The 23491-nt window shown below is 74.1% G+C and carries 22 protein-coding genes and 1 pseudogene; 7 read left to right on the forward strand and 16 right to left on the reverse strand.

Annotated features, from left to right (window positions below):
• From ACFVXK_RS06410 to ACFVXK_RS06440, 7 genes and pseudogenes are all read right to left on the reverse strand, one after another.
• Nucleotides 1–668, reverse strand: a pseudogene (locus tag ACFVXK_RS06410) (hypothetical protein); the annotation flags it as partial.
• Nucleotides 669–721: 53 nt separating this feature from the next.
• Nucleotides 722–1912: an acyl-CoA dehydrogenase family protein gene (locus ACFVXK_RS06415; RefSeq protein ID WP_389610378.1), complete on the reverse strand. Its 1191-nt coding sequence runs from the start codon at nt 1910–1912 to the stop codon at nt 722–724.
• A gap of 11 nt (nt 1913–1923) precedes the next feature.
• Entirely contained in the window at nt 1924–4206 is a 2283-nt protein-coding gene (locus ACFVXK_RS06420) for an iron-containing redox enzyme family protein (RefSeq protein ID WP_389610379.1), read from the reverse strand.
• Nucleotides 4203–5405, reverse strand: a complete 1203-nt coding sequence (locus tag ACFVXK_RS06425) for a 3-oxoacyl-ACP synthase (protein WP_389610380.1) — start codon at nt 5403–5405, stop codon at nt 4203–4205. The genes ACFVXK_RS06420 and ACFVXK_RS06425 overlap by 4 nt, the downstream gene beginning before the upstream one ends.
• The gene (locus ACFVXK_RS06430) at nt 5402–6316 is read right to left on the reverse strand and encodes an isocitrate lyase/phosphoenolpyruvate mutase family protein (protein ID WP_389610381.1); all 915 of its coding nucleotides are present in this window, start codon (nt 6314–6316) and stop codon (nt 5402–5404) included. Before ACFVXK_RS06430 ends, ACFVXK_RS06425 begins: the two co-directional genes overlap by 4 nt.
• A 43-nt stretch (nt 6317–6359) precedes the next feature.
• A complete protein-coding gene (locus tag ACFVXK_RS06435) occupies nt 6360–7214 on the reverse strand; it encodes a thioesterase II family protein (RefSeq protein ID WP_389610382.1) in 855 nt (284 codons plus the stop codon).
• Between the two features lie 75 nt (nt 7215–7289).
• On the reverse strand, nt 7290–7547 hold the full coding sequence (locus ACFVXK_RS06440; RefSeq protein ID WP_389610383.1) for a hypothetical protein: 258 nt from the start codon (nt 7545–7547) through the stop codon (nt 7290–7292).
• Nucleotides 7548–7851: 304 nt separating this feature from the next.
• Between ACFVXK_RS06440 and ACFVXK_RS06445 the strand changes: the two genes are divergently transcribed.
• Both ACFVXK_RS06445 and ACFVXK_RS06450 read left to right on the forward strand, forming a co-directional pair.
• Nucleotides 7852–8712, forward strand: a complete 861-nt coding sequence (locus ACFVXK_RS06445) for a LuxR C-terminal-related transcriptional regulator (protein ID WP_389610384.1) — start codon at nt 7852–7854, stop codon at nt 8710–8712.
• A gap of 59 nt (nt 8713–8771) precedes the next feature.
• Nucleotides 8772–9335, forward strand: coding sequence for a hypothetical protein (locus ACFVXK_RS06450; RefSeq protein ID WP_389610385.1), 564 nt, complete (start codon nt 8772–8774; stop codon nt 9333–9335).
• Nucleotides 9336–9409: 74 nt separating this feature from the next.
• On the opposite strand, the gene ACFVXK_RS06455 is transcribed toward ACFVXK_RS06450, so the two are convergent.
• Both ACFVXK_RS06455 and ACFVXK_RS06460 read right to left on the reverse strand, forming a co-directional pair.
• The gene (locus tag ACFVXK_RS06455) at nt 9410–10057 is read right to left on the reverse strand and encodes a LuxR C-terminal-related transcriptional regulator (protein ID WP_389610386.1); all 648 of its coding nucleotides are present in this window, start codon (nt 10055–10057) and stop codon (nt 9410–9412) included.
• Nucleotides 10048–11334: a sensor histidine kinase gene (locus tag ACFVXK_RS06460; protein WP_389610387.1), complete on the reverse strand. Its 1287-nt coding sequence runs from the start codon at nt 11332–11334 to the stop codon at nt 10048–10050. The genes ACFVXK_RS06455 and ACFVXK_RS06460 overlap by 10 nt, the downstream gene beginning before the upstream one ends.
• 157 nt (nt 11335–11491) lie before the next feature.
• On the opposite strand from ACFVXK_RS06460, the gene ACFVXK_RS06465 reads away from it, so the two are divergent.
• Nucleotides 11492–11953: a hypothetical protein gene (locus ACFVXK_RS06465; RefSeq protein WP_389610388.1), complete on the forward strand. Its 462-nt coding sequence runs from the start codon at nt 11492–11494 to the stop codon at nt 11951–11953.
• A 45-nt stretch (nt 11954–11998) separates the two neighbouring features.
• Here the strand turns inward: ACFVXK_RS06465 and ACFVXK_RS06470 are convergent, their stop codons facing one another.
• Entirely contained in the window at nt 11999–12394 is a 396-nt protein-coding gene (locus ACFVXK_RS06470; protein ID WP_389610389.1) for a VOC family protein, read from the reverse strand.
• A 98-nt stretch (nt 12395–12492) separates the two neighbouring features.
• Between ACFVXK_RS06470 and ACFVXK_RS06475 the strand changes: the two genes are divergently transcribed.
• Nucleotides 12493–13092, forward strand: a complete 600-nt coding sequence (locus ACFVXK_RS06475) for a DinB family protein (RefSeq protein ID WP_389610390.1) — start codon at nt 12493–12495, stop codon at nt 13090–13092.
• Between the two features lie 25 nt (nt 13093–13117).
• Here the strand turns inward: ACFVXK_RS06475 and ACFVXK_RS06480 are convergent, their stop codons facing one another.
• The 3 genes from ACFVXK_RS06480 to ACFVXK_RS06490 all read right to left on the reverse strand — a co-directional run bounded on the left by ACFVXK_RS06480 (nt 13118) and on the right by ACFVXK_RS06490 (nt 16217).
• The gene (locus tag ACFVXK_RS06480; protein WP_389610391.1) at nt 13118–14041 is read right to left on the reverse strand and encodes a DMT family transporter; all 924 of its coding nucleotides are present in this window, start codon (nt 14039–14041) and stop codon (nt 13118–13120) included.
• 74 nt (nt 14042–14115) lie between these two features.
• Nucleotides 14116–14865, reverse strand: a complete 750-nt coding sequence (locus ACFVXK_RS06485) for a thioesterase II family protein (protein ID WP_389610392.1) — start codon at nt 14863–14865, stop codon at nt 14116–14118.
• On the reverse strand, nt 14862–16217 hold the full coding sequence (locus ACFVXK_RS06490) for an AMP-binding protein (protein ID WP_389610393.1): 1356 nt from the start codon (nt 16215–16217) through the stop codon (nt 14862–14864). Before ACFVXK_RS06490 ends, ACFVXK_RS06485 begins: the two co-directional genes overlap by 4 nt.
• Before the next feature lie 160 nt (nt 16218–16377).
• Between ACFVXK_RS06490 and ACFVXK_RS06495 the strand changes: the two genes are divergently transcribed.
• Nucleotides 16378–17046: a hypothetical protein gene (locus ACFVXK_RS06495; RefSeq protein WP_389610394.1), complete on the forward strand. Its 669-nt coding sequence runs from the start codon at nt 16378–16380 to the stop codon at nt 17044–17046.
• 69 nt (nt 17047–17115) lie between these two features.
• On the opposite strand, the gene gdhA is transcribed toward ACFVXK_RS06495, so the two are convergent.
• The gene (gdhA, locus tag ACFVXK_RS06500; protein WP_389610395.1) at nt 17116–18465 is read right to left on the reverse strand and encodes an NADP-specific glutamate dehydrogenase; all 1350 of its coding nucleotides are present in this window, start codon (nt 18463–18465) and stop codon (nt 17116–17118) included.
• A 188-nt stretch (nt 18466–18653) separates the two neighbouring features.
• On the opposite strand from gdhA, the gene ACFVXK_RS06505 reads away from it, so the two are divergent.
• On the forward strand, nt 18654–19151 hold the full coding sequence (locus ACFVXK_RS06505) for a DUF1772 domain-containing protein (RefSeq protein WP_389610396.1): 498 nt from the start codon (nt 18654–18656) through the stop codon (nt 19149–19151).
• Between the two features lie 19 nt (nt 19152–19170).
• On the opposite strand, the gene ACFVXK_RS06510 is transcribed toward ACFVXK_RS06505, so the two are convergent.
• Complete coding sequence (locus ACFVXK_RS06510; RefSeq protein ID WP_389610397.1) at nt 19171–19737, reverse strand: DUF1772 domain-containing protein; 567 nt, start codon at nt 19735–19737, stop codon at nt 19171–19173.
• A gap of 157 nt (nt 19738–19894) precedes the next feature.
• Nucleotides 19895–21286: a dihydrolipoyl dehydrogenase gene (lpdA, locus tag ACFVXK_RS06515; protein ID WP_389610398.1), complete on the reverse strand. Its 1392-nt coding sequence runs from the start codon at nt 21284–21286 to the stop codon at nt 19895–19897.
• A 360-nt stretch (nt 21287–21646) separates the two neighbouring features.
• Between lpdA and ACFVXK_RS06520 the strand changes: the two genes are divergently transcribed.
• Complete coding sequence (locus tag ACFVXK_RS06520; protein ID WP_389610399.1) at nt 21647–23404, forward strand: acyl-CoA dehydrogenase; 1758 nt, start codon at nt 21647–21649, stop codon at nt 23402–23404.
• The last annotated feature ends 87 nt before the right edge of the window (nt 23405–23491 follow it).

A 23491-nucleotide genomic window follows, 5' to 3' on the forward strand; every position in this document is an offset into this window, starting at 1 on the left:
GGTGTCCCCCGGTCCGTGCACGGCCGGGGGCCGGGCGAGGTCTCCGGCGCGGTGGGCGTCCCGGACGGGGTGGCCGAGGCCGCGGCGAGGGGTGGGGCCAGGAGGTCGCGGAGGCGGGTGGCCGCCGTCGCCGCCGCGCGGTGGTCGTCCCCCGTCGCGGAGGCGGGGATGCAGCGGACGAAGTCGCCGATCGCGCGGGCCGCCTCGCGGTCGGCGCCGTCCGTGAGGCCCGACAGGGCGGCCACCACCCGGGCCGGAACCCCGAACATCAGCTCCTCGTACGGGACTTCGCCGCCCCCCGCCAGCGCCTCCCGGGTGTACCGGGCCGCCAGCGCGCCGGCCCGCCCGAGGTCGGCGCGGGCCAGGGCCCCGGCCACGACCCCCTTGAGCCGGGCCGCCGCCGCACCGTCCGTCATCCGTACGAGCTCGCCGAAGACCTCCCCCGCCGCCGTCCCCGCGATCCCGGCCGGCACCGGCTCCGCCACGGGCCGCACCCGCAGCGCGCCGCTGCCCAGCACCGCGCGCACCGCGGCCGCGTCGGCGGCCACCCACGCCCCGAGCGCCTCGTCGAAGGCGAACGGGCGCTCGGCGACCAGGCGCGCGTAGTACGGGTAGGGGTCCGCGAGGCGCACGGCCTCGACGGGGGTGGGCTGGACGGTGCTGGTCACCACTGAACTCCTCGTTGAACGGTCTTACGGGTGGGGCGGGTCGTGCTCGATGATCAGGCGGCCACTCGGGCCGCCCTGCGCATGTCCAGGGAGCCGGCGATGGCCATCCGCAGCACCTCCGACGTGCCCTCGTAGATGCGCAGGGAACGGATCTGCCGGTACAGCCGCTCGGTGACGGAGTCCCGGACGATGCCCGCCGCGCCCAGCAGCTGCACCGCCGAGTCCACGACCTCCTGCGCGGCCTCGGTGGCGTGGACCTTGGCGATGCTGGAGTGCCGGGCGAAGCGGCGGCTGCCCCGGTCGGTCTCCCAGGCGGCCCGGGCCACCAGCAGCGAGGCCGCGTTCAGCTGGACCTCCATGTCGGCGAGCCGGGCCTTGACCAGCTGGAGGTCGAACAGCACGGCCCCGTACGCCTCCCGCGCCAGCACGTGCGCGAGCGCGGTGTCGAAGGCGCGCCGGGCGAAGCCGAGGGCGGCCGCGCCGACCGTGGTGCGGAACCGCTCCAGCAGGTCCACGGCGACCACGAACCCCTTCCCCGGCCGCCCGAGCACCGCGTCGGCCGGCAGCCGGCAGTCCTCGAAGGCGAGGTGGGCGAAGGAGCGCGGGGCGATGGCGTCGACCCGCTCGACCCGCAGCCCGGGCGTGCCGGCCGGCACCAGGAACGCCGACAGCCCCAGCGGGCCCGGTCCCTCCCCCGTGCGGGCGATGACCACGAACACGTCCGCGATGGTGCCGTTGGCGATCCACGCCTTGCGGCCGCCCAGCCGGTACGAGCCGTCCCGCTCGCGCACCGCCTCCAGCCCGACCGAGGCCAGGTCGGAGCCGGCCTCCTTCTCGGACACCGCGAACGCCCCGATCAGGGTTCCGGCGGCCATCCCCGGCAGGTACCGGCGGCGCTGCGCCTCGCTGCCGAAGCGCAGCAGCGGGGTGGCGGCCAGCGCCTGGATGGAGAACGCGAAGTCGGCCAGGTCCTCGGCGTAGGCGAGGGCCTCGCGGCGCAGGCACACCGCCCGGAAGTCGTCCACGGGGACGCCCCGCGGGTCCAGTTCGGCGAGCCAGCCCGCCGTGCCGAGGGCGCGCACGAGGCGGCGTCCGGCGTCGTCCGGGGCGAGGGCGCGGGCCTCCTCCCACAGGACGCGGTTGCCGTCGCACCAGGTCCCGGCCGCCGCGGCGAGGCGGCGGTGGGAGTCCTCGTAGAAGGGGAGCGCGAGCACCTCGGGGTCGAAGCTCGTGGTGGGTTCCATGGTCCGGCTCCTCAGATGACCAGCTCGGCGGGGGCGCCGGCGTCCTCGGCCGCCGCCGCGCGCACCCGCTTGACCAGGGCGTGTTCGATGAAGAAGGCGAAGGAGGCGTAGCCGCGCCAGATCCGCCGCCATGCGCGCCGCACGGCCTCCTCGCCGGAGAGGTGGCGGACCTCGTCGAGGTGGGCGACGACGAGGTCGGCGGACTGGCGGGCGTGGCCCGCGGAGAAGTTGTCGATGGACAGGTGGGCCTCCTCGTAGGAGGCGTCGAGGCCGTGCCGGCGCAGCTTCTGGATCTCGTGCATCCGCATCGCGCCGAGGCCGAACATCTCGATGCCCAGGTTGTAGCCGAGGATCTCTTCGTAGAGGCTGTCGGGGAACAGCGACAGGCAGAGCTGGTGGATCGAGAAGCCGTACAGGTGGTCCGGCAGTTCGCCCTGGTGCAGGAAGGCCTCCTGCCGGATGTGCGGGAGGTCCATGTCCATGCTGGCCAGGACCTTGTGGATGAGCGTGATGTGGTTCTTGGCCATGTCGCCGCGGCCCATCTCGTCCGCGTAGATGGAGAAGATCATGTCGTCGCTGCGCCGGCCGCGGCGGCCGAGGTTGCCGACGCGGTGCGCCCAGGCGCCGTCGATGAGGCTGCCGAGGGCGTACGTGGACTGTTCGAAGACCACCTCGTCGCGGGAGGGGATCTCGGTGAGCGGCTCGTACGGGTCCACGAGCTTGTCCCGGTAGATCCGTTCGACCCGCTCCAGCAGGGCCTCGGGGGTGTACGGGAACCAGGAGGCGTCGGTGAGCAGGCCTTCGGCGCCGTGCTCGAAGAGGACCTCGGCCTCGGCGAGGCCGGCCTCGGCGCGGGCGCGGGCGAGCGGCAGCACGCTGGGGTGGTGCTCGAAGTTGACGAGCCGGTGGAAGAACCGGCGGTGGTCCTGGGGGCCTTCGGGTTCGCCCACCAGGATGTCGGCGGGGTCGGCGGCGGCGAGCCGCCCGCTCCAGACGCGGGCGGGGGCGTCCCCTGCGGTGAGGGGGGTGAGGTCCGCGCCGGCGGGTTCGCCGTCGGCGACGGCCCGGGCCCAGGCGGTGAGGACGGCGGCCTCGGCTTCGTCGAAGATGCCGAACATGGGGCCGCCGAACTTGACGGCCTTCAGGAAGCGGCAGGGGCCGCCGTCGCGGGCGGGCCTCAGCTGGCGGGAGCCGCGCAGTTCGCGGACGAAGGCGGCGGCGTCGAGGTCGCCGGTGTCGAGCCAGTCGGTGAGCCGCCGGGTGCCGAGGCGCACGGCGCCGTGCTGGCGGCCGGCGTGCGGGGCGTGCCGTTCGACGATCCGGGCGACCTTCGCGTCCAGCGACAGTCCGTCGTGCCAGGCGGCGAGTTCGGCGAGGGCGGCGGTGTGCTCGCGCTCCAGGCGCAGCAGGAGGCGTACGGCGGCCAGGGCGCGGCGGCGGTCGGCGGGGCCGGTCGGGGAGTCCTCGGTGAAGGCGAGGTAGGCGGCGAGCACGGGCCGTACGTCGGCCTCGGCGAGCATCGGTTCGGTGCCGAGGAGGAGTTCGTCGAGGCCGAGGGCGTGGGCGGCGTAGTGGACGCCGACGACCTCGGGGAGGAAGGAGGCGGGCAGCCGGGACAGGGCCAGGTGGAAGGCGCCGTGCAGGGCGGTGAGCGGGCGGGCTCCGGCCGCGTCGAGGAAGGCGGCGGACTCCACGCCGGGGAGATGGATCCCGTGGCCGACGAGGGCCCGGCGGCGGCGGCCGAGCAGCCCGGCCTCGAAGGTGCCCTCGCCCTGGAGCAGCCAGTGCTGGCCGAAGAGGCGGCCGACGATCTCGGCGGGCTGGGTGGCGGCCTGGGAGAGGGTGTCGAGCCAGCAGCCGCCGGTCAGGGCGAGGGGGGCGCGCTGGCGCAGCACGGCGGCGCGGATCCGGGGGTCGGGGTGGGTGCGCAGCGGGCCGAGGACGGCGGCGAGTTCGGCGCGGGCGGCCAGGACGTGGACGGCGACGGCGTCCGCGTCGGCGTCGGCGTCGGGCCCCGGGGCGGGGTCCTCGTCGCCCGGGGTCAGGAAGGCGGCGAGGACGCGGCGGGCGGCGAGCAGGACGGCCTCGCTCTCCTGGTCGGCGATCAGGCGCCGGAACAGGTCGGCGGGCGCCCCGGCGGTGATCCGCGCGGCCTCGGCGGCGCCCTGCGGGGAGGCCTCGAAGGGGCCGGAGGGCAGGGAGGTGGTCAGGTCGGGCAGGGTGAAGGCGGGCGCGTAGAAGTTGCGCGCCATGTCGAGGGAGGTGCCCTCGTCGGGGGTGAGGGGCGCGCTCATGCCGGAGACCCTTCGGTGGCGTGGGAGGGGGTACGGGGCGCTCCGCGAGGCGGGGCGGCGGGTGCGGGGCGGGGCGCTCCGCCGGGCGGGGCGGCGGCCTCGGGGGCGGGCGCGGTGCCGGGCGCGCCGCGAGGAGGAGCGGTTTCGGCGGCGGACTCGGCCTCGGGGGCGGTGGGGTGGGTGGGGGTCGGGAGGGCTCGGAGGAGGACGGCGATCCGTACGCCCGGGACGCTCGACGCCAGCAGGTAGTGCCCGTGGGGCGTCAGGGCCCCGGCGCGGGCGCGGTCGACCAGGTTGATCAGGGGGTCGGCGGCGAAGCAGTGGCCGACGCGGGGGATGTTGTCGAGGAACAGCTGCTCGCGGGTGAAGCCGGCCTGGCGCTCCTTGAGGACGACCAGCGGCTTGTAGAGGTTGGCGTGGAGCACGCCGAGGACGTCACCGGTCTTCATGGCGGCCTCGTCGAGGATCCGCCGGTTGACCTCGCGGGCCAGGTCGGAGCTGATCTCGTTGGACCAGTCGAGTCCGGCCGGGTCCTGTGCGCCGGCGCCCGCGACGACCTCGTAGGCGTCGGGGCCGAGCGGATCCGCGCTGATCAGGCAGGAGGCGGCGCCGTCGCTGAAGAGGGCGAAGTTCTCCATGCGGACGGACTCGTCGGTGACCCGGTCGGCGGTGACGACCATGACCGTGCGGTGCATGCCGGAGGCCACGTACGCCTGCGCGGTGCGGATGCCGGCGAGGAGGTTGGCGCAGCGGCCGAGGGTGAGGCCGGTGAAGGCGGCGGCGCCGAGCCCGGTGGCGGCCATGACGTTCTCGACGAACGTGCCGTGGGTGCGGGGGCCGCCGGGGAAGCGGGTGGAGCACAGGATCAGGCAGTCCACGTCGGCGGGGGCGGCGCCCGCGCCGTCGAGGGTGGCGCGGGCGGTCTCGGCGGCCAGGGTCTCCAGGGACTTGGCCGTGCGGTGGACCGAGCCCCAGCCCCACAGTTCGGCGCGGGGCGGCATGCCGAACCGGCGGGCCCGCTCGCGCAGGCCCTCGATGGTGGTGTGGTCGGCGCGGAGCTCGCCGAGGACGTAGCGGGGCGCGGACAGGTGGACGGCCGCGGCGGGGGCCGGTCGGGCCCCCGGGCCGGCGGGCGCAAGGGGCGCAACGGGCGCGGTGGGTGCGACGGGCGCGGTGGGTGTCGCGTGCGGAAGGCTCACGGTGCCGGATCGCTCTCTCGGTCGGCGGCGGACGGGGCGTTCGGGGCGGGGGCGCCGGGCTCGGCGGCCAGCAGCGCGTTGGCCTCGGCGTACGGGAGGGCGTCCAGGCCGAAGCCGAAGGTGCCGGACCCGGTGATCTCGCGGGCGGCGCGGGTGAGGGCGCCGAGCGCGGCGCGGGAGAGGGCGGAGCCGGTGCTGATCCGGCGGACGCCGAGGGCGCCGAGTTCGGCGACGGAGAGCTTCAGGGCGCCGGTCATCAGGACGTTGACGGGCGCGGAGACGGCGGCGCAGACGGCGCGGATCGCCTCGGCGTCGGGCAGGGCCGGGGCGTAGAGCACGTCGGCGCCCGCGGCCTCGTACGCCCGGAGGCGGCGGATGGTGTCGTCGAGGTCGGGGCGGCCCAGGAAGAAGTTCTCGGCGCGGGCGGTGACGGTGAAGGGGAAGTCGAGCCCCTTCGCGGCCTCCACGGCGGCCGCGACCCGCTCGACGGCCTCGTCCAGGGGGCGCAGCGGGTCCGCGTCGCGGCCGGTGGCGTCCTCGATCGAGCCGCCGGCCAGGCCGGCCTCCGCGGCGAGGCGGATGGTCTCGGCGACGTCCTCGGGGCGCTCGCCGAAGCCGCTTTCGAGGTCGGCGGTGACGGGGAGTCCGGTGGCGTCGACGATGGCGGTGGCGTTGGCGAGGAGCTCCGCGCGGGTGAGCCGGTTGGCGCCGTCGGGGCGGCCGAGGCTGTGGGCGAGGCCCGCTCCGGTGGTGGCGAGGGCGGCGAAGCCGAAGGAGGCCAGGATGCGGGCGGTGCCGGCGTCCCAGGGGTTGGGGACGACGAAGGGGGCCGGGCCGGTGTGCAGGGCGCGGAAGGCTTCGCCGCGCCGGAGTCGGGCGGCGGGGTCGGCGCTGGGGCGGGTGCGGTTCATGAGGGGTCCTCGCAGGGGTGGCTTCGTACGGGGGGCGGGGCTGTCAGATCAGCTCAACGTACTCAGCACCGGGGGCGGTTGATCCGGAGGCGGCCGGCTTCGTCACCTTCGCGGCGGCCGCCGCCGCGTGTGCGAGGGAGCTCAGGAGGGAGGTCGCGGCGTCCGGCCGGTCCTCGAAGTAGAAGTGGCCGCCGGCCGTCCACTGGCGCTCGGGCGGGGTGGCGCACTCCCGGGACCAGGGGTCGAGCGCGGCGGGGCCGACGTGGGGGTCGTCGGTGCCGTTGAGGAGGGTGACCGGGACGGTCAGCGGCGGGCCCGGGTGGTGGCGGTGGGCGGCGACCATGCGGAAGTCGGCCTTGAGGTGCGGCAGGAGGAGCTCCTGCAGGGCCTCGTCCCGCACCACCTCGGGCGGCAGGCCGCCGAAGAAGCCGACGGCCTCGGCGAAGGCGCGTCCCTCCAGGCGGGCCGTCTCCACGACGCGGGGGGTGGGCAGCAGGGAGGGGGCCGCGCACCCGGAGGCGACGAGTCCGGCGAAGCCGTGTACGCCGTCGAGGCGGCGGGCCACCTCGAAGGCCAGGGCGGCGCCGAAGCTGTGGCCGAAGAGGAGGAAGGGCGGCAGGGCCCGGGCCCGGATGCCGGGGCGGTCCTCGGCGAGCGCGATGGCGGCGGCGGCGCCGTCGGCGAGGGCGGCGAGGGAGACCGGGGCCGGCTCGCGGAAGCGGTGCGCCCGGCCGGGCGGGCAGACGGCCGCGACCAGGGCGTGGCCGTCCAGGGCGGGCTGCCATCCGAGGAAGGTGCGGGGGTTCCCGCCGGCGTGCGGAAAGCAGTAGACACGGACGGCGTCGGAGTCAAGTCCCGCGGCGGTCTCGGAGGTCAGGAACCAGGGTGAGGCAACCACGAGGATCAGCCATTCCTTTGCCGGTGGGTCAGTGGCGGGAGGGGACGCAGTGCAGGACGGGGCGCCGGTGGGCGATCAGTTCCAGCCAACGTCGTCGGAGGAGCTCGGGGTGGGCGCCGGGGTGGTGGCGGGCTGCGGGTTGTTCCACCCGACGTCGCCCGCCTCACCGTTCTCACCGGCGACGACGTGCGGGTTCACCAGGTTCCAGCCGACGTCGCCGGAGCGCAGGTGGGTGACGGAACCGGCGGGGGAGCCGTCGTGGGCGGCCTGGGCGGCGAAGCCGGCGACCGCCGTGCCGAGCCCGAGGGCCACGCCGGCCGTCGCGAGAACCACGCGTCCGCGGATTCCCGAAACACGGTTGGCCGGACGAGTCACCATGCGGTTCTTCCCCATTTTGCCCAGTCCCCTCGAGTCGTTTCGTGTTCGGACATTCCAGGAACGCCAAACCGAGGCGGTATCCGGGTGGTCTCGATCTCCGGTGCGCCTTCTCGGTGTGTTCGTTCCTGCGGTGAGACCAAATCTCCCCTGCCCGCTCGAGAGGAACTAGACCTACGATGGCTCCGGTTTACGCATTGCGGGAACCCACGGGGTCTCAACCGCCGCAAACAGCTCCATACCGGACAGACAGGGGTGGGTAGTGGACGTAGTCAAATACGTCAAAACCGCACAGAGCGGTGCACCTGAGGAGCTGTGCAAGGCCACGGCGGGGGAGCCGCAGGCCTTCTTGCGGGAACTCGCAACGCACCTGGGCCTGCTGGCGCAGGAGGCCGCGCAGCAGGCGGCGCTCCCCGCCCCGGCGGCCACCGCCGAGGCGGCCCCCCCGGCCGAGGAGGTGGTCGGGCCCGGCGTGCGGTACCTGCACGGCCTGGGCAGCATCTCGACGGCGATCAACGAGGCCCTGGGCGCGGTCCGGCGGGACATCCTCACCGCCCAGCCCGACGGGGCGCGGCCGAGCGCGGTGCTGAAGGACGCGCTGGAATCCGTACGCCGGCAAATCTCCGCGGGGATCGCGATGCGGACCCTGTATCAGCACACCACGAGATTCGACGAGGCGACGAAGGAATACGTCCGCGCGGTGACGGAATATGGGGCGCAAGTCCGGACGCTCGAAGAATTCTTCGACCGGCTGATCATCGTGGACGACGTCGCCTTCATTTCCGCGAACGAGGAACGTACCACGGCGATCTCGATTACCGAACCGACTATCGTACGATTTCTCCGCGACACGTTCGACAAGGCCTGGGACCGGGCGAAACCCTTTCCCTTCGTCCCCCTGCACGCCGCGAAGGCGGCCGACGAGGTGGTCCCGGCGATCCGCGAGTCGATCAGCCGGCTGCTGGTGGAAGGTTACTCGGACAAGGCGATCGCGCGTCGCATAGGGATCAGCGAACGTTCCCTCCAGGCCCATATCGCGGCCATCAAGCAGGAACTCGGCGCACACAACCGATTACAGCTCGGTTACCTCCTGGGCCGCAACGAGGCCACGTTCGTGGTCTGACGGGGGGAGGAGACCGGGGCGGGGACGCGGCACCGCCACCCGTGAACGATGATCAAGCGGTGAACACGGACTACTGGACGGTGCTGGACGACTCCGAGCGGGACCAGTGGGCGTACTCCCCACGCCGGACCGTCGGCCCGCTGACCTTCGGGACGGAGCGGGACGAGGCCGTCGCCACCATGGCGGCGCACGGCTACACGGCGGAGCAGAGCCACCTCGGTACCTGGCAGCGGACGAGCCGGTCCGAGTGGCGGGTCGCGTTCGGCAAGCCGGAGTCCCGCTGGGGCCGGCCCGCGGTGAAGTGCTACTTCGTCGAGGGCGTGGGCCTGACGTGCGTGCTGGTCGACGGCCTCCTCGGCCCGCAGGTCACCCACGCGGGGATGCGCCTGATCGGCCGCGTGCCGTCGGAACTCGCCCGGGAGGCGGAGGCGTACGCCGACCGACACGGCGCGGGGCTCCGGGCCAGCCTCGGCGGCGACCTGTACTTGGACGGGTGCGAGCTCGAACTGGGCGCGCAGCGCGCCGGCGACTCCGTCGTCACCTGGGCCCTGTTCTTCCACACGGCGGACATCGCGGGCACCTCCTGGGACATCGCTCCGGCGGAGGTCTGGCGCCACTGGTAGCGATGGGGCGACGGCAGGCCCCCAGCCTGGGCGGCTTCGCGCAGCTGCGCTACGCCGTGGAGAAGTAGCGGCGGCTACGAGGCGTTCAGGTAGGCGAGGACCGCGCGGACGCGGCGGTTGGTGTCGTCGTCGTCCGTGATGCCGAGCTTGCCGAACAGGGAGGTCGTGTACTTGCTGATCGCGCCCTCGCTGAGGAACAGGCGGCGGGCGATGGCGTGGTTGGACAGGCCCTCCGCCATCAGGGCCAGTACGGAGCGCTCGCGTTCGGTGAGGCGCTCCAGCCCGCGGTCGGGGGCGCTGCCCGACAGCAGCTTCGCGATGACGGCCGGGTCCATGGCGGTGCCGCCCGCCGCGACCCGTTCCAGGGAGCCGATGAACTGCTCCGCGTCGAACACGCTCTCCTTCAGCAGGTAGCCGACGCCGCCGGTGCCGTCGGCCAGCAGTTCGCGGGCGTAGAGCTGCTCGACGTGCTGGGAGAGGATCAGGACGGGCAGCCCGGGGATCTCGGCGCGGGCGGTGAGGGCGGCGCGCAGGCCCTCGTCCGACTGCGTCGGGGGCATGCGGACGTCGACGACGGACACGTCCGGGCGGTGCGTCCGCAGGACGTCGAGGGTCTCGGGGCCGGTGGCGGCCGTGGCCACCACCTCGTGCCCGAACGCCTCGATCAGGCGGACCATCCCGTCGCGCAGGAGGTACAGGTCTTCGGCTACGGCTATTCGCATGGCACGGCCATCCTGACACGGGTCGGCCCGCCGTGGGGACTGGTGATCGCCAACGTGCCGTCGAAGACGGCCAGTCGGCGGCGCAGACCGGCGAGCCCGCCGCCGGGCCGGGCGTCGGCTCCGCCGCGGCCGTCGTCCTCGACCTCCACGACGACGCCCGTCTCGTCCCGTACGAGGGAGACGTGCGCACGGTGCGCCCCGGCGTGCTTGGCCGCGTTGGTGAGGAGCTCGGCGACGCCGAAGTAGAGGGCGGCCTCGATCGGCGGGTCCAGGCGCAGCGGGCCGCCGGCCCGGACGGCCACGTCGAGCGGGACGTCCAGCGCGAGCGCGCGCACCGCGTCGACGAGCCCGCGCTCGCTGAGCACCGGCGGGCTGATCCCCCGGATGAGCTCGCGGAGTTCGGTCAGCGAGGCGGTGGCCCCGGCCCGCGCCTCCCGCATCAGCGCCTTGGCCTGCTCGGGGTCCCGGTCCATCAGCGCCTCGGCGGTGGCCAGGGAGAGGCCGAGGGCGACGAGCCGGGCCTGCGCGCCGTCGTGGAGGTCCCGCTCGATGCGGCGGATCTCGGCGGCCTGCGCGACGGTGGCGTCGGCGCGCTGGGAGGTCAGCTCGTCCACGCGTTCGGCGAGCAGCATCGCGGAGGAGGGGCCGAGGAAGCGGACGGCGACCCGGCGCAGGGACCGCCAGGCGTACGGGGCGAGTCCGACGGCCACCACCAGCGCGACGGCCCCGGTCAGCCGGGCGGCCGTCCCGGACCCGGCCGGCCCGGCACCGGCCAGCCCGAGGACCGCCACGGCGAGCGCGGCCGGCGGGAGGACGCACACCAGCCCGGCGGTGAAGGGGGCGACGACGGCGAAGCGCAGGTCGCGCCAGGTGGCGGGGTCGCTCCACCACAGCCGCATCCGCTGGTCCATCACGGCGTCGCGGCGGCTGCGTTCGTAGCTGAAGCCGTTCCACCAGTAGCCGGTGGACAGCTGCATCACCGGCCCGGCCTCCCGGTACCCGCCGGGTATCGCGGTACCGGTCCACCGCGCGACGAGCGACCGCACGGCCCGGCAGACGCCCTGCGCCAGCGCCAGGGTGCCGGCGCACACGATGACGGCGGGCCCGATCCACGACCAGGGGTGCTCCGCCCCGCACAGGACGGCCAGCCCGACGGCGGCGGCCCACACCACGGGCACCGACATGCAGACCCCGGCGGCGACGGCCCCCCGCCAGAACCCGACCCCGGCCCGCACGGCCCAGTGCCGTTCCCCTCCGATGACTCCCGACGTCCCCACGGCTCCCCCTCGGCTTTCCGTTCACGGTTCGATGTCACCACTGTGCACCGTCCGGAGCCCGCAACAGCCCAGCTGGGGAGGGGAGTGGGCCTGGACCCACCCCCCTGTGGGTCCAGGCCGATACCGGGCCGTCCGGCCGCTCCGTAGCGTCATGGCCATGGAAACCGACGCGAACACGAAGACCGGCCCGAACCCGAAGAACGCCGACCCGGCCCTCCTCGACACCCCCGCCGCCCGGACCGCTTTCGCCACGACGCGCACCGCCGTCAAGGTCTACGGCGTCCTCGCCACGGCCGCCCTCGTCGCGGTCGTCGCGGTGGCGAGCACGGGCCACATGGTGAACCCGTTCATGTGGACCCGGGCGATCCTGCTCCCCTTCATCGCGGTACTCCTCCACCGCCTGACCCTCTCCACCGCCGACGGCTCCCGCCGCGCCTACGACCGCCTGCGCACCGTCTCGCTGGTCTGCCCCCTCGCGATCGCCGGCGTGGACCTGATCCCGGGCGTCTGCCCGTGGTGGTACGCGATCCTCCAGACGGTCTGCGTCCTGCCGGTCCTGCGCATCGCCCTCACGATGCGCACCCCGGCCCTGCGCACGGCGTTCCCGAAGGGTCGGTGAGCGGGGGGGGGCGGGGGCGCGGGGGTGGCGCCGGCCGCGCTCCCTTCACCGGCGGGCCGCCCGCTGGCGCAGCGAGATGCGGTTGCCGTCCGGGTCCGTCGCCTCGGCGCGGACGCCGAAGCCGTAGTCCTCCGGCTCCGGCCCGGCGAAGGTCACCCCGCGCTCGCGGAAGACCTCGAAGTCCGCCCGCAGGTCGTCCGACTCCAGGACGAGCGGCCCGGGCGTGCCGCCCGGCTGCACCTCGGCCGGCTGCCCTGCGGCCGAACCGTGCGCCCACAGGATGACCTCGACCGGGCTGCCGGGTGCGGCGACCGTGAGGAAGCGCCCGTCCGGTCCGGGGTGGTCGATGCGCTTCTCCAGGCCCAGCTGCTCCGTGTAGAACCGCAGCGCGCGGTCCTGGTCGGTGACGTAGAGGGTGACGTACATGAGGTGGGTCAGCATCGCGTTGTCCTTCCGTTGCCCGGTGTCGCTTCCCTGACGGGCGCCGGCGGACGGATGTGACAGCCCGGCTGTCAGTGCCCGGTGGCAGACTCGCCGGCATGACCGCACCCGATCCCAAGGCCGAGCTCCTCCGCTCCCTGCAGGAGGGCCGGGACGCCCTGGTCTGGAAGCTGGAGGGCCTCTCGGACCACGCCGTCCGCCGTCCGCTCACCCCCACGGGGACGAACCTGCTGGGGCTGGTCAAGCACGTCGCCGGCGTCGAGCTGGGCTACCTCGGCGACACCTTCGGCCGCCCGTTCTTCGGCGCCGAGCCGCCCGCCTGGTGGTACACGCAGGACGCGGAGCCCAACGCGGACATGTGGGCCACCGAGGACGAGTCGCGCGAGGACGTCGTCGCGCTCTACCGGCGGGCCTGGGAGCATTCCGGCGCCACGATCGCCTCGCTGCCGCTCGACGCGACGGGCCGCGTCCCGTGGTGGCCGCAGGAGCGCGGCGCGGTGACGCTGCATCACGCCCTGGTGCGCGTCGTCTCCGACACCCAGCGCCATGCCGGCCACGCCGACATCGTGCGCGAGCTCGTCGACGGGTCCGCCGGCCTCGCGCAGGGGAAGAACAGCCTGCCGACGGACGACCGGGCCTGGTGGGAGGGGCACCACAGCCGCCTGGAGCGCGTCGCCCGCCGGTTCGGCGACGGCTGACCTCCCGGATGCCGTCCTGACCGGGCTACTTCGCCGCCACCGCGATCCGGGGTGCCCGGCCGCGGGCGCCGCGCCTGCGGGAGACGGCCACGCCCGTGAGGCAGATCGCGCCGCCCAGGAGGGTGAGCCAGGCCGGGATCTCGTCCAGGGCGAACCAGGCGATGAGGACGACGACCGCCGGGACCGCGTACGTCGTCGCGCCCATCCGGCCCGCCGTCGTGCGCGACAGGGCGTAGGTCCAGGTGGTGAAGGCCAGGGCGGTCGGGAAGAGGCCCAGGTAGACCATGTTGAGGGTGGCCGGCAGGGGCGCCCGGGGCAGCTGCGTGAGGAGCTGGCCGGCGAACGGCAGGGTGCAGGCCGTGCCCACGAAGCAGCCGTACGTGGTGACCTGGATCGGGTCCGCGTGCCGCAGGGCGGGCTTCTGCGCGACCACTCCGGCCCCGTAGGCGAGCGCCGCGACCAGGCAGAGCAGTACCCCGGTGAGGGAGGAACCGCCGCCCTTGGAGGTGGACATGCCCACGACCACCGCCCCGGCGAAGGAGACGCCCATGCCGGCCAGCAGCATCGGCGGGAAGCCCTCCTTCAGCAGCCAGCCGCTGAGCAGGGCGATGACGATCGGGCCGATGTTGACGACCATGGCGGCGGTGCCGGCGTCGACGCCCTGCTCGCCCCAGTTCAGCGTGACCATGTACAGCCCGAACCACAGCACCCCGGACGCCAGGATCCCGGGCCAGGCCTGACGGGGCGGCAGCGGTGTCCGCTTGACCAGCAGGACGGTGCCCAGCGCGACCGACGCCGTCAGGAGGCGGCCCAGCGCGAGCGCGCCGGGGCCGTAGTGCTCGGCCGAGGCGCGGATGGAGACGAATGCGGAGGCCCACAGGGCGACGGTGACGGAGGCGGCCACGAGGGCGCGCCGGTCGATGCCGGACTCGCCGGAGGTTTGGTCCATGCGCGTCAATGTATTGAGGCGTTTCGGCCTTGCCTACGGCCTTTCCCGCACGATCGCCCTATGTCAGGACTCTGTCAGCGAGCCGTGAACCCCCTGAGGTCCTCGGCGATCGCGGCCGTCACCGCCCCGTGTTCGGCGGCCAGGTAGAAGTGCCCGCCGGGGAACCCCCGGAAGGTGAAGGCGCCCTGCGTCAGCTCCCGCCAGCCCATGGCCTCGGCCACGCTCGTCCGTGGGTCGGACTCCCCGCAGAGCACGCTGACGGGGGTGCGCAGCGGCGGTCCCGGTGCGTGGCGGTAGGTCCCGACGGCGTGGTAGTCGCTGCGCAGGGCCGGGAGGATCAGCGCCCGGAAGTCCGGGTCGGCCAGCAGGCCCGCGTCGGTGCCGGACAGTGCCTGGACGTGGGCGAGCAGGGCCTCGTCGTCCAGGGTGTGGAGGTCGTCCTGCCGGGGCACGAGCGGGGAGCGGCGGCCGGAGAGGATCAGGCCGCGCGGGCCGGCGCCGGAGGCCTCCAGGCGGCGGGTGAGTTCGTAGGCGAGGACCGCGCCCATGCTGTGCCCGAACAGCACGAGGGGCCGTTCCCGCCAGGGTTCCAGGGCCCGTTCCACCCCGTCGGCGAGTCCGGCGATGGTGTCGGGGCCGGGCTCCGCGAGCCGTTCCTGGCGGCCGGGGTACTGGATGGTGAGGACCTCGGCGTGCCCGGCGAGGTCGCGGGAGAGCGGGAAGTAGTAGGAGGCGTTGCCGCCGGCGTGCGGGAGGACGACCAGGACCGGGACCGCGTGCGGGTCGGCCGGGGGGTGGAAGCGGCGGATCCAGGGAGTGGTCACCGGGCTGCCCCGGGGGCTTCGTCGGTCAGGAGGAGCTTCTTCTGCGGCTTGCCCATCGCGTTGCGCGGGATGGACGCGACGAAGCGGACCTCGCGGGGGCGCTTGTGCACGGACAGGTGCGCGGCGACGAACTCGGTCAGTTCGGCGCCGGTGACGCCCTCGGCGACGACGAAGGCCACGATCCGCTGCCCGAGGTCGGTGTCGGGGACGCCGACGACGGCGGCCTCGCTGACCTTGGGGTGGTCGAGCAGGGCGTTCTCGATCTCGCCCGCGCCGATCCGGTAGCCGCCCGACTTGATCATGTCGATGGAGGCCCGGCCCACGATGCGGTGGACCCCGTCCTCGGGGTCGACGGCCGCGATGTCGCCCGTCCGGAACCAGCCGTCCTCGGTGTACGCGGCCGCGGTCGCCTCCGGGCGGCCCAGGTACCCGGCGAACAACGTGGGCCCGGTCAGCTGGAGTTCGCCGATGTCGGCGCCCGGCTCGGCGGCGATGCGGGTGCGGATGCCGGGGAGCGGGGTGCCGACGGTGCCGGGGCGGACCTCGCCGCCGGCCCGGCCGCTGACGGTGATCAGGGTCTCGGTCATCCCGTACCGCTCGACGGGGCGGTGGCCGGTGAGGCGCTCCAGGTCCCGGAAGACGGGGGCGGGCAGGGCGGCGCTGCCGGAGACGAGCAGGCGGGCGCCGGACAGGGCGGCGGCGGCCCCGGGGTCGGCGGCGATGCGGGACCAGACGGTCGGCACCCCGAAGTACAGGCTGCCGCCCGCTTCGGCGTAGGCCTGCGGGGTCGGGCGGCCGGTGTGCACGAGACGGCTTCCGGTGCGCAGGGCGCCGAGGACGCCGAGGACGAGGCCGTGGACGTGGAACAGCGGGAGCCCGTGCACGAGGGTGTCCTCGGCGGTCCACTGCCAGGCGGCGGCGAGGGCGTCGAGGTCGGCGGCGAGGGCGTCGGCGGTGAGGACCACGCCCTTCGGGGGGCCGGTGGTGCCGGAGGTGTAGAGGATGAGCGCCGGGTCCCGGGGGTCCGCGGGGCCGGGTGTGGCGGCGTCGGAGCGGCGGGCGAAGTCGACGGTGGTCGGGACGGCGCCGGAGTCGCGCAGGATGTGCTCGCGCTCGGCCGGGCCGGCGTCGGGGGGCAGCGGCACGAAGGGCACCCCGGCGAGGAGTCCGCCGACGGCGGCGGCGACGGTTTCGAGCGAGGCGGTCGCCATGACGGCGAAGGCGGGGGCGCCGGCGACGTCGGCGGCCACGGCGCGGGCGGCGCCGAGCAGTTGCTCGTACGAGGCGGTACGGCCGGCGACGGTGAGGGCGTCGGCGCGGTCGCCGTGGGTCCCGTCCAGTGCGGTCAGCACGCGGTAACTCCCTGGGGGTGGTGGGAGGCCAGGTTACGTGGCGGCGGCGGACTCCCGGCCGGACGGGGGTGGTTCCGCGGTGGTGGACGGGTGCGGGCGGGAGGATCGTGGCGTATCTTGAACCTGTTCAACTGAACACGTTCAAACAGGGGGTTCCGTGATGGTCGAGCATCAGCAGGTGTCCGCGCGGCAGCGGGGCTGGGCCGTGGCCGCGCTGGTGGCCCACGTGGCGGCCGCGGCCTGGTGGATCTGGATGACGGACGGGTTCCTGTTCGACGTCTGTGCGAGTACGGCGGTCATGGCCGTCGTCCCGTTCCTGACCCTGGGCCGGCCGAAGGCCTTCGCCCGCGCCTGTCTCCTCATCGGGTGGGGCGTCCTGGCCTGGTCGTTGATCGGCACGATCATCGGCATGTTCGTGTTCCTCCCGGGCGCGCTGCTCCTGCTCACCGCCGCCTTCGTCCAGCCCGGCAACCGCCCCGGCGCGGGGTTCGCGGTGGGCGTGCCGCTCGCGGTCGTGCTCGCGTCGGCCGGGGTGCTGTCGGCCCTTCAGGGACCCGACCCGGACAACGAGCCGCCGCCCTCCCTCCACGCGACGATGGACTCCATGGACCGCTTCCACGACCGGGAGCTGAACCTGCGCAAGGAGGGGCTGCGGGAGTTCGGTGCGCTGGACGCCGGGATGGTGGAGATGGAACCGGGCCGGCTCGTGCTCGTCGTGGAGATGCCGGACCACTTCCCGGAGGCGCAGACGCAGGACCGGCTCATGGAGGAGGTGCGGCGGCTGCCGGGCGTCGTCGACGTGCGCGTCTGTACGTTCCACACCTGCTGACCGGACCGGACCGGGCCCGCACCCCGGTGCGGGGTGCGGGCCCGGTGGAAGGGCGTGGGAGGGCGGGGGTCAGATGACGCCCTGGGCCAGCATCGCGTCCGCGACGCGCTCGAAGCCCGCGATGTTCGCGCCCGTGACGTAGTCGCCGGGGGCGTCGTAGCGGGCGGCCGTCTCGTGGGCGACGCGGTGGATCTCGCGCATGATGCCCGCGAGCTCGTCCTCGACGCGCTCCCGGGACCAGGCCGAGCGGCCCGCGTTCTGGGACATCTCCAGCGCGCTGACCGCCACACCGCCCGCGTTGGCGGCCTTGCCCGGGCCGAAGGCGACGCCCGCGGCCTGGAAGAGGTGGACCGCCTCGGGGGTGGTGGGCATGTTGGCGCCCTCGGAGACCGCCTTGACGCCGTTCGCGATGAGCGTGCGGGCGTCGTCGGCCCCCAGCTCGTTCTGGGTCGCCGACGGGAAGGCCACGTCCGCCGGGACCTCCCAGACGCGGCCGCCGGGCACGAAGCGGGCGGAGGGGCCGCGGCGGGCGGCGTACTCGCTGACGCGGCCGCGCTCGACCTCCTTGATCTGGCGGAGCAGGGCGAGGTCGATGCCCTTGTCGTCGACCACGTAGCCCTGGGAGTCCGAGCAGGTCAGCGGGTTGGCGCCGAGCTGCTGGAGCTTCTCGATCGTGTAGATGGCGACGTTGCCGGAGCCGGAGACCACGGCGGTGAGGCCGTCGAGGGAGACCCCCTTGACCGCCAGCATCTCGCTCGCGAACAGGACGCTGCCGTAGCCGGTGGCCTCGGGGCGGATCTCGGAGCCGCCCCAGCCCTGGCCCTTGCCGGTCAGGACGCCGGCCTCCCAGCGGTTGGTGATGCGGCGGTACTGGCCGAACAGGTAGCCGATCTCGCGGCCGCCGACGCCGATGTCACCGGCCGGGACGTCGGTGTGCTCGCCGATGTGGCGGTAGAGCTCGGTCATGAAGGACTGGCAGAAGCGCATGACCTCGGCGTCCGACTTGCCGTGCGGGTCGAAGTCGCTGCCGCCCTTGCCGCCGCCGATGCCCAGACCGGTCAGGGCGTTCTTGAAGATCTGCTCGAAGCCGAGGAACTTCACCACGCCGATGTCCACCGACGGGTGGAAGCGCAGGCCGCCCTTGTACGGGCCGAGGGCGCTGTTGAACTCCACCCGGTAGCCGCGGTTCACGTGGACCCGGCCGCGGTCGTCCGTCCACGGCACCCGGAAGATGATCTGCCGCTCGGGCTCCACGAGCCGCTCGACGAGGCCGGCCTCGGCGTACTCGGGGCGCGCCGCGAACACGGGCGCGAGGGTGTCCAGGACCTCGCGTACGGCCTGGTGGAACTCGGGCTGGGCGGGGTTGCGACGCTCGATGTCGGCCCTCAGTACATCCAGCCTCTGCTTCGGGTCGGTCACGTCTGATTCCTCTCCAGCGTCAGGGGCGGGCGTGCGGGCCCAGGCGGGAGGGTACCCGGACACCGGGTACCTGAGGAGGTGCCGTCTCGCCTGCTGGGCGGAAGTCCGCGCCCGTCACGGTGCGTGGCGCGTTCGCGACCGTAGGATCGGACCGGCGCGCGGCAGCGGGACACGAGGGGGACACCTGCATGGAAACGGCACGGTTCGCGGCGCTGGTCGCGGCGACGATCACCACGGGGCTGGTCAGCGGCCTCTTCTACGGCTTCTCGGTGGCGGTGATGCCGGGGCTGCGGGCCTCGTCGGACCGCACGGTCGTCGAGACGATGCAGCGGATCAACGTGGCCATCCTCAACGGCTGGTTCCTGTTGGGCTATGTGGGTGCGCTGGTGTTCGGCGGGCTCGCCCTGGTCCTGCAGCTGGCGGGGGACGCGGGGGGCGGAGCGACGGTGCCGCTGGCGGGGGCGTTCGCCGCCTACCTGCCGGCGGTGGTGGTCACCGCCCGGGTGAACATCCCGCTGAACAACGCCCTGGCGCAGGCCGGCCCGGTGGAGGCCATGGCCGACCCGGCGGCCGTGCGCCGCGCGTTCGAGGACCCGTGGGTCCGGGCGAACACGGGGCGCACGGTGCTGTGCGCGGTGTCGTTCGGGCTGCTGGTGTGGGCGCTGGTCCTGAACGGGCAGCCGTAGCCGGAGCCGTGGGAGGGGGTCAGCGCGGGGTGGCGCGGCCGTGGAGGAGGAGGGCGCGGACGAGGGCGGTGAGGGCGGCGGTGCAGAGCAGGGTGCGCAGGATGTTCGTGGTGACCCAGGTGCCCTTGAACTTGCCGACCACCGCGAAGCCGGTCATCTTGGCCGCGTCGCCCGCGTCGGCGAGCTCGTTGTTCAGCGGGATGTTCACGGCGAACGTGATCACCAGGACGGCGAGGTAGGCGAGGGCGGCCGCGCCCGCCCAGACGGCGGGGCCGCGTCTGCCCCGGCGGTACTCGACGAGGGCCGCGGCGGCGGTGGCGAGCAGCGCGAGGACGAAGACGCCGCCGAAGAGGCCGTTGCCGTCGATGGCGGCGTTGAAGTGCTGCATCGCGGTGACGTAGGTGCGGTCGTCGCCCGCGGCCAGGCCGGGCATCACCGAGACGTCGAAGGCGAAGAACAGCCCCGCCATGAGGCCGACGAGGACGGTGGAGAGGCCGAGCAGGGGGCCGGCCGCGCGGTCGGCGGCGGACTTCGCCCCGCCGCCGGGGATGCCGTGTTCCGGGTTCGCGCCGTGTTCCGGGTTCATGGGTACGTCCTCACCTGTGGCCGGGTGGCTGGATACCGGCGGGCCCGTGCCCGCGCGCGCTGTGATCCTGGCATCCGTACGGCCCGCGTACCAGCGGTTCGCCCCGAAAACACCGGACGGGCCGGGGAGTTGACCCCGGCCCGTCCGCCGGCGGATATCAGCCGTGGACGTGCAGCGGCTTGCCCGCGAGGGCCAGGTGGGCCTCGCCCAGGGCCTCGGTCTGGGTCGGGTGGGCGTGGATGAGGCTCGCCACCTCCGACGGCAGGGCCTGCCAGTTGAAGATGAGCTGGGCCTCGCCGATCTGCTCGCTCATGCGCGAGCCGATCATGTGCAGGCCGACCACCGGGCCGTCGGCGACCTGGACGAGCTTGACGTCGCCGGCCGTCTTGAGGATCTTGCTCTTGCCGGTGCTGCCGGCGTTGAACTTGCTGACGACGACCTTGTCCTCGCCGTAGAGCTCCTTGGCCTTCGCCTCGGTGAGGCCGACGGAGGCGATCTCCGGCTCGCAGTAGGTGACGCGGGCGACGCCGTCGTAGTCGATCGGGGTCACGGGCAGGCCCGCGACGCGCTCGGCGACCAGGATGCCCTCGGCGAAGCCGACGTGGGCCAGCTGGAGGGTCGGGATCAGGTCGCCGACGGCGGAGACGGTCGGCAGGTTGGTGCGCAGCAGCTCGTCCACGACGACGTGGCCGCGCTCGACGGCGACGCCCGTCTCCTCGTAGCCGAGGCCCTGCGAGACCGGGCCGCGGCCGACGGCGACGAGCAGCAGCTCGGCCTCGATCTGCTTGCCGTTCTCCAGGGAGACCCGGACGCCCGACTCGGTGTACTCGACGCCGGAGAAGCGCGAACCCAGCTCGAACTTGATCTTCCGCTTGCGGAAGGCGCGCTCCAGGGACTTGGAGATGTCCACGTCCTCGGCGGGCACCAGGTGGGGCAGGCCCTCGACGACCGTGACGTCCACGCCGAAGGACTTCCAGGCGGAGGCGAACTCGACGCCGATGACCCCGCCGCCGAGGATGATCGCCGACTCGGGGATCCGGTCGAGGAACAGGGCGTGGTCGGAGGAGATGACCCGGTTGCCGTCGATGGCGAGCCCCGGCAGCGAGCGGGGCTGGGAGCCGGTGGCGAGGACGACGTGGCGGCCCTGGTAGCGGACGCCGCCGACCTCGACCTCGGTCGGGGAGACCAGGCGGCCCTCGCCCTCGACCAGGGTGAGGTTCTTGCGGGCCTTGAGGGTGCCCTGGAGGCCCTTGTAGAGGCCGGCGATGACGCCGTCCTTGTACGCGTGGACCCCGGCTATGTCGACGCCGCCGAAGGTGGCCTGGACGCCGTAGGACTCGGCGCGGCGCAGCTCGTCGGCGACCTCGCCGGCGTGCAGCAGGGCCTTGGTGGGGATGCAGCCGTTGTGCAGGCAGGTGCCGCCCAGCTTGCCCTTCTCGATGAGGACGACGTCCAGGCCGAGCTGGGTCGCGCGCAGAGCGCAGGAGTAGCCCCCGCTACCGCCACCGAGGATGACCACGTCGTACACGCCGTCGGCGGAATTCTCCATTGCTGATGACACCTTTCAGTCTCCTAGCACATGACCAGCGCATGACCAGCCTTCCCGGCATGCTCTCATCTCCCGCCGCCCGCGCCCGTTTTGGGGGTGCGGTACCAGGTTGCGGGTCCAGCGCCTCTCAAGGCTGCGTCGAGGGACCGTCCCGGGGCGCTCTCGGACGGCTCCGGGGTGGCTCCCGCTCCGCCTGAGAACGGGCCTGAGCTGGGAAGTTCCTTGTTACGTTCCCGGTCGTTTCGATTGGTTCCATGGCACGGGGTGGGGTAAACAGTGCGCGGTCGGTTCTCTCAGGCGTGGTCGGACGTCCTCCGGGGAGGCGCGTTCCCGCAAGAGCGGCAGACGTTCCTGGAGGAGGTGTTTTCGGCCGATGTCTTCCGCCCCCGGCCGGATACCGGCGGCTGGGACGAGCGGTTCGCGCTGACGTACGAACGGTTGCGGCAGGTCAACGCCCGTGTGCGCGAAGGTGGTTCGGGGGTGCCCCTGGTCCAGGACCGGGAGCGGCTGTTCCCGCTCCTCGCCTGGTCGGCCGTGGCGGATCCGGCCCTCTTCTACGCGATGTTCCTGCACCACTGCATGACGACCGGAGCGGTCCTCGAGTTCGGGGCGGGCCGCGAGGACCTGGCGGACGTGCTGGCGGAGCTGGCGGCCACCGAGCAGGTCGGGGCGCTCCTGATGACCGAGCTGGGCCACGGCAACAGCAACGCGTCCGTGCGGACCGTCGCCGAGTACGACGCCGCCCGCGAGGAGTTCGTGCTGCGCACCCCGGAGCCGGCCGCGGTGAAGTTCCCGCCCGCCGTGGCCGCCGAGGGCGTGCCCCGGCTCGCGGTGGTCCTGGCCCAGCTGGTCGTCGACGGCGCCGAGTGCGGGGAGTTCTGCTTCCTGGTGCCGCTGCGCGACGCGGACGGGCCGCTGCCCGGCGTGGACGTGCGGCCGCTGGCGCCGACGCCGGTGCTGCCGCTGGACGCCGCGGCCGTCTCCTTCGACGGGGTGCGCGTCCCCTACCGGTTCTGGCTGCGCGACAACGCCGTGCTCACCGCCGACGGCGGCTTCACCGACCCCTTCGGCAGCCCGGCGATCCGGGCCCGCCGCACCCTCAGCCTGATCCGGTTCGCCTGGGAGGCCGCCGTCGTGGCCCTCGCGGCGACGGCCGGCGCGAGCGCCGCGGTCGCCGTGCGCCACGCCCACCGGCGGCACACCGGCGGCCGGTTCGCCGCCGACCAGCCGGTGATCCGCTACCGCAACCAGCAGCGGGCCCTGTTCGGCGCGCTGTCCGGGGCGTACGTGACCCAGCTGGTGGCCGCCGCGACCGCCACGTCCGAGGCGCCCGCCCTGACCCCCCGGTCGGTGCGCACCACCTTCCTGATGAAGGTGGTCACCGACCGGATCGCCGAACGGGTCAGCGCCCGCGCACGGACGGCGAGCGGCGCCCTCGGCTTCCTGTCCGCGAACCGGTTCCTCGACTACCAGGGGTTCGCGCACTCCCTGAACGCGGCCGCCGCCGACAACCAGATGCTGCTCCTGGACGGGGCGCAGGCGCTGCTGGCCGGCACCGCCTACACCCCGCCCGCCGACGAGGCGCCCGCCGCCGGCTCCCGCGACCTGCTCGACCCCGCCACCTGGGAGACCCTGGCGGCGGTCCGCGAACGGATCCTCCACCAGGAGCTGGCCGACGGGCTGCGCAAGGCCACCGAGGAGGGACTGGCCCCCTTCGACGCCTGGAACGGCCTGTACGACCTGGCCGAGCGGCTGGCCGAGACCCATGCGGCCCGGCTGGTGCTGGGCACCGTGCGCGAGGCGGTGCGGGAGGTGGCCGGATCCGATCCGGTGACCGGGCCGGAGGCGGCGGGGATCCTGCGGGACCTGCTGGCGGTGCACGCGCTGGAGGAACTCGCCGCGCACGACGGCTGGTACCTGGCCGAGGGGCTGCTGGACGCGGACGAGGTACGCGGGATCCCGGCCCTGCTGGACCGGCTCTGCGCCCGGCTGGAGCCGCACGCCGAGGAGCTCGCGGACGCCCTCGGCGTCCCGCACGCGCTGGTCGGGGCGCCGATCGCGGGAGAGGACTACGTGGGCGCGCTGTCCGGGACGACGGGGGCCCCGGACCCGGCCTGATTCAGCCGCTCTTGAGTCCCCCTCCACCCGCGGTGCGCAGCATCACCCCCGCACGACCTCGCGCACTACGGATGGGTGAAAAGAAGA

The sequence above is a fragment of the Streptomyces sp. NPDC058157 genome, from assembly GCF_042884105.1.
GTDB lineage: Bacteria > Actinomycetota > Actinomycetes > Streptomycetales > Streptomycetaceae > Streptomyces.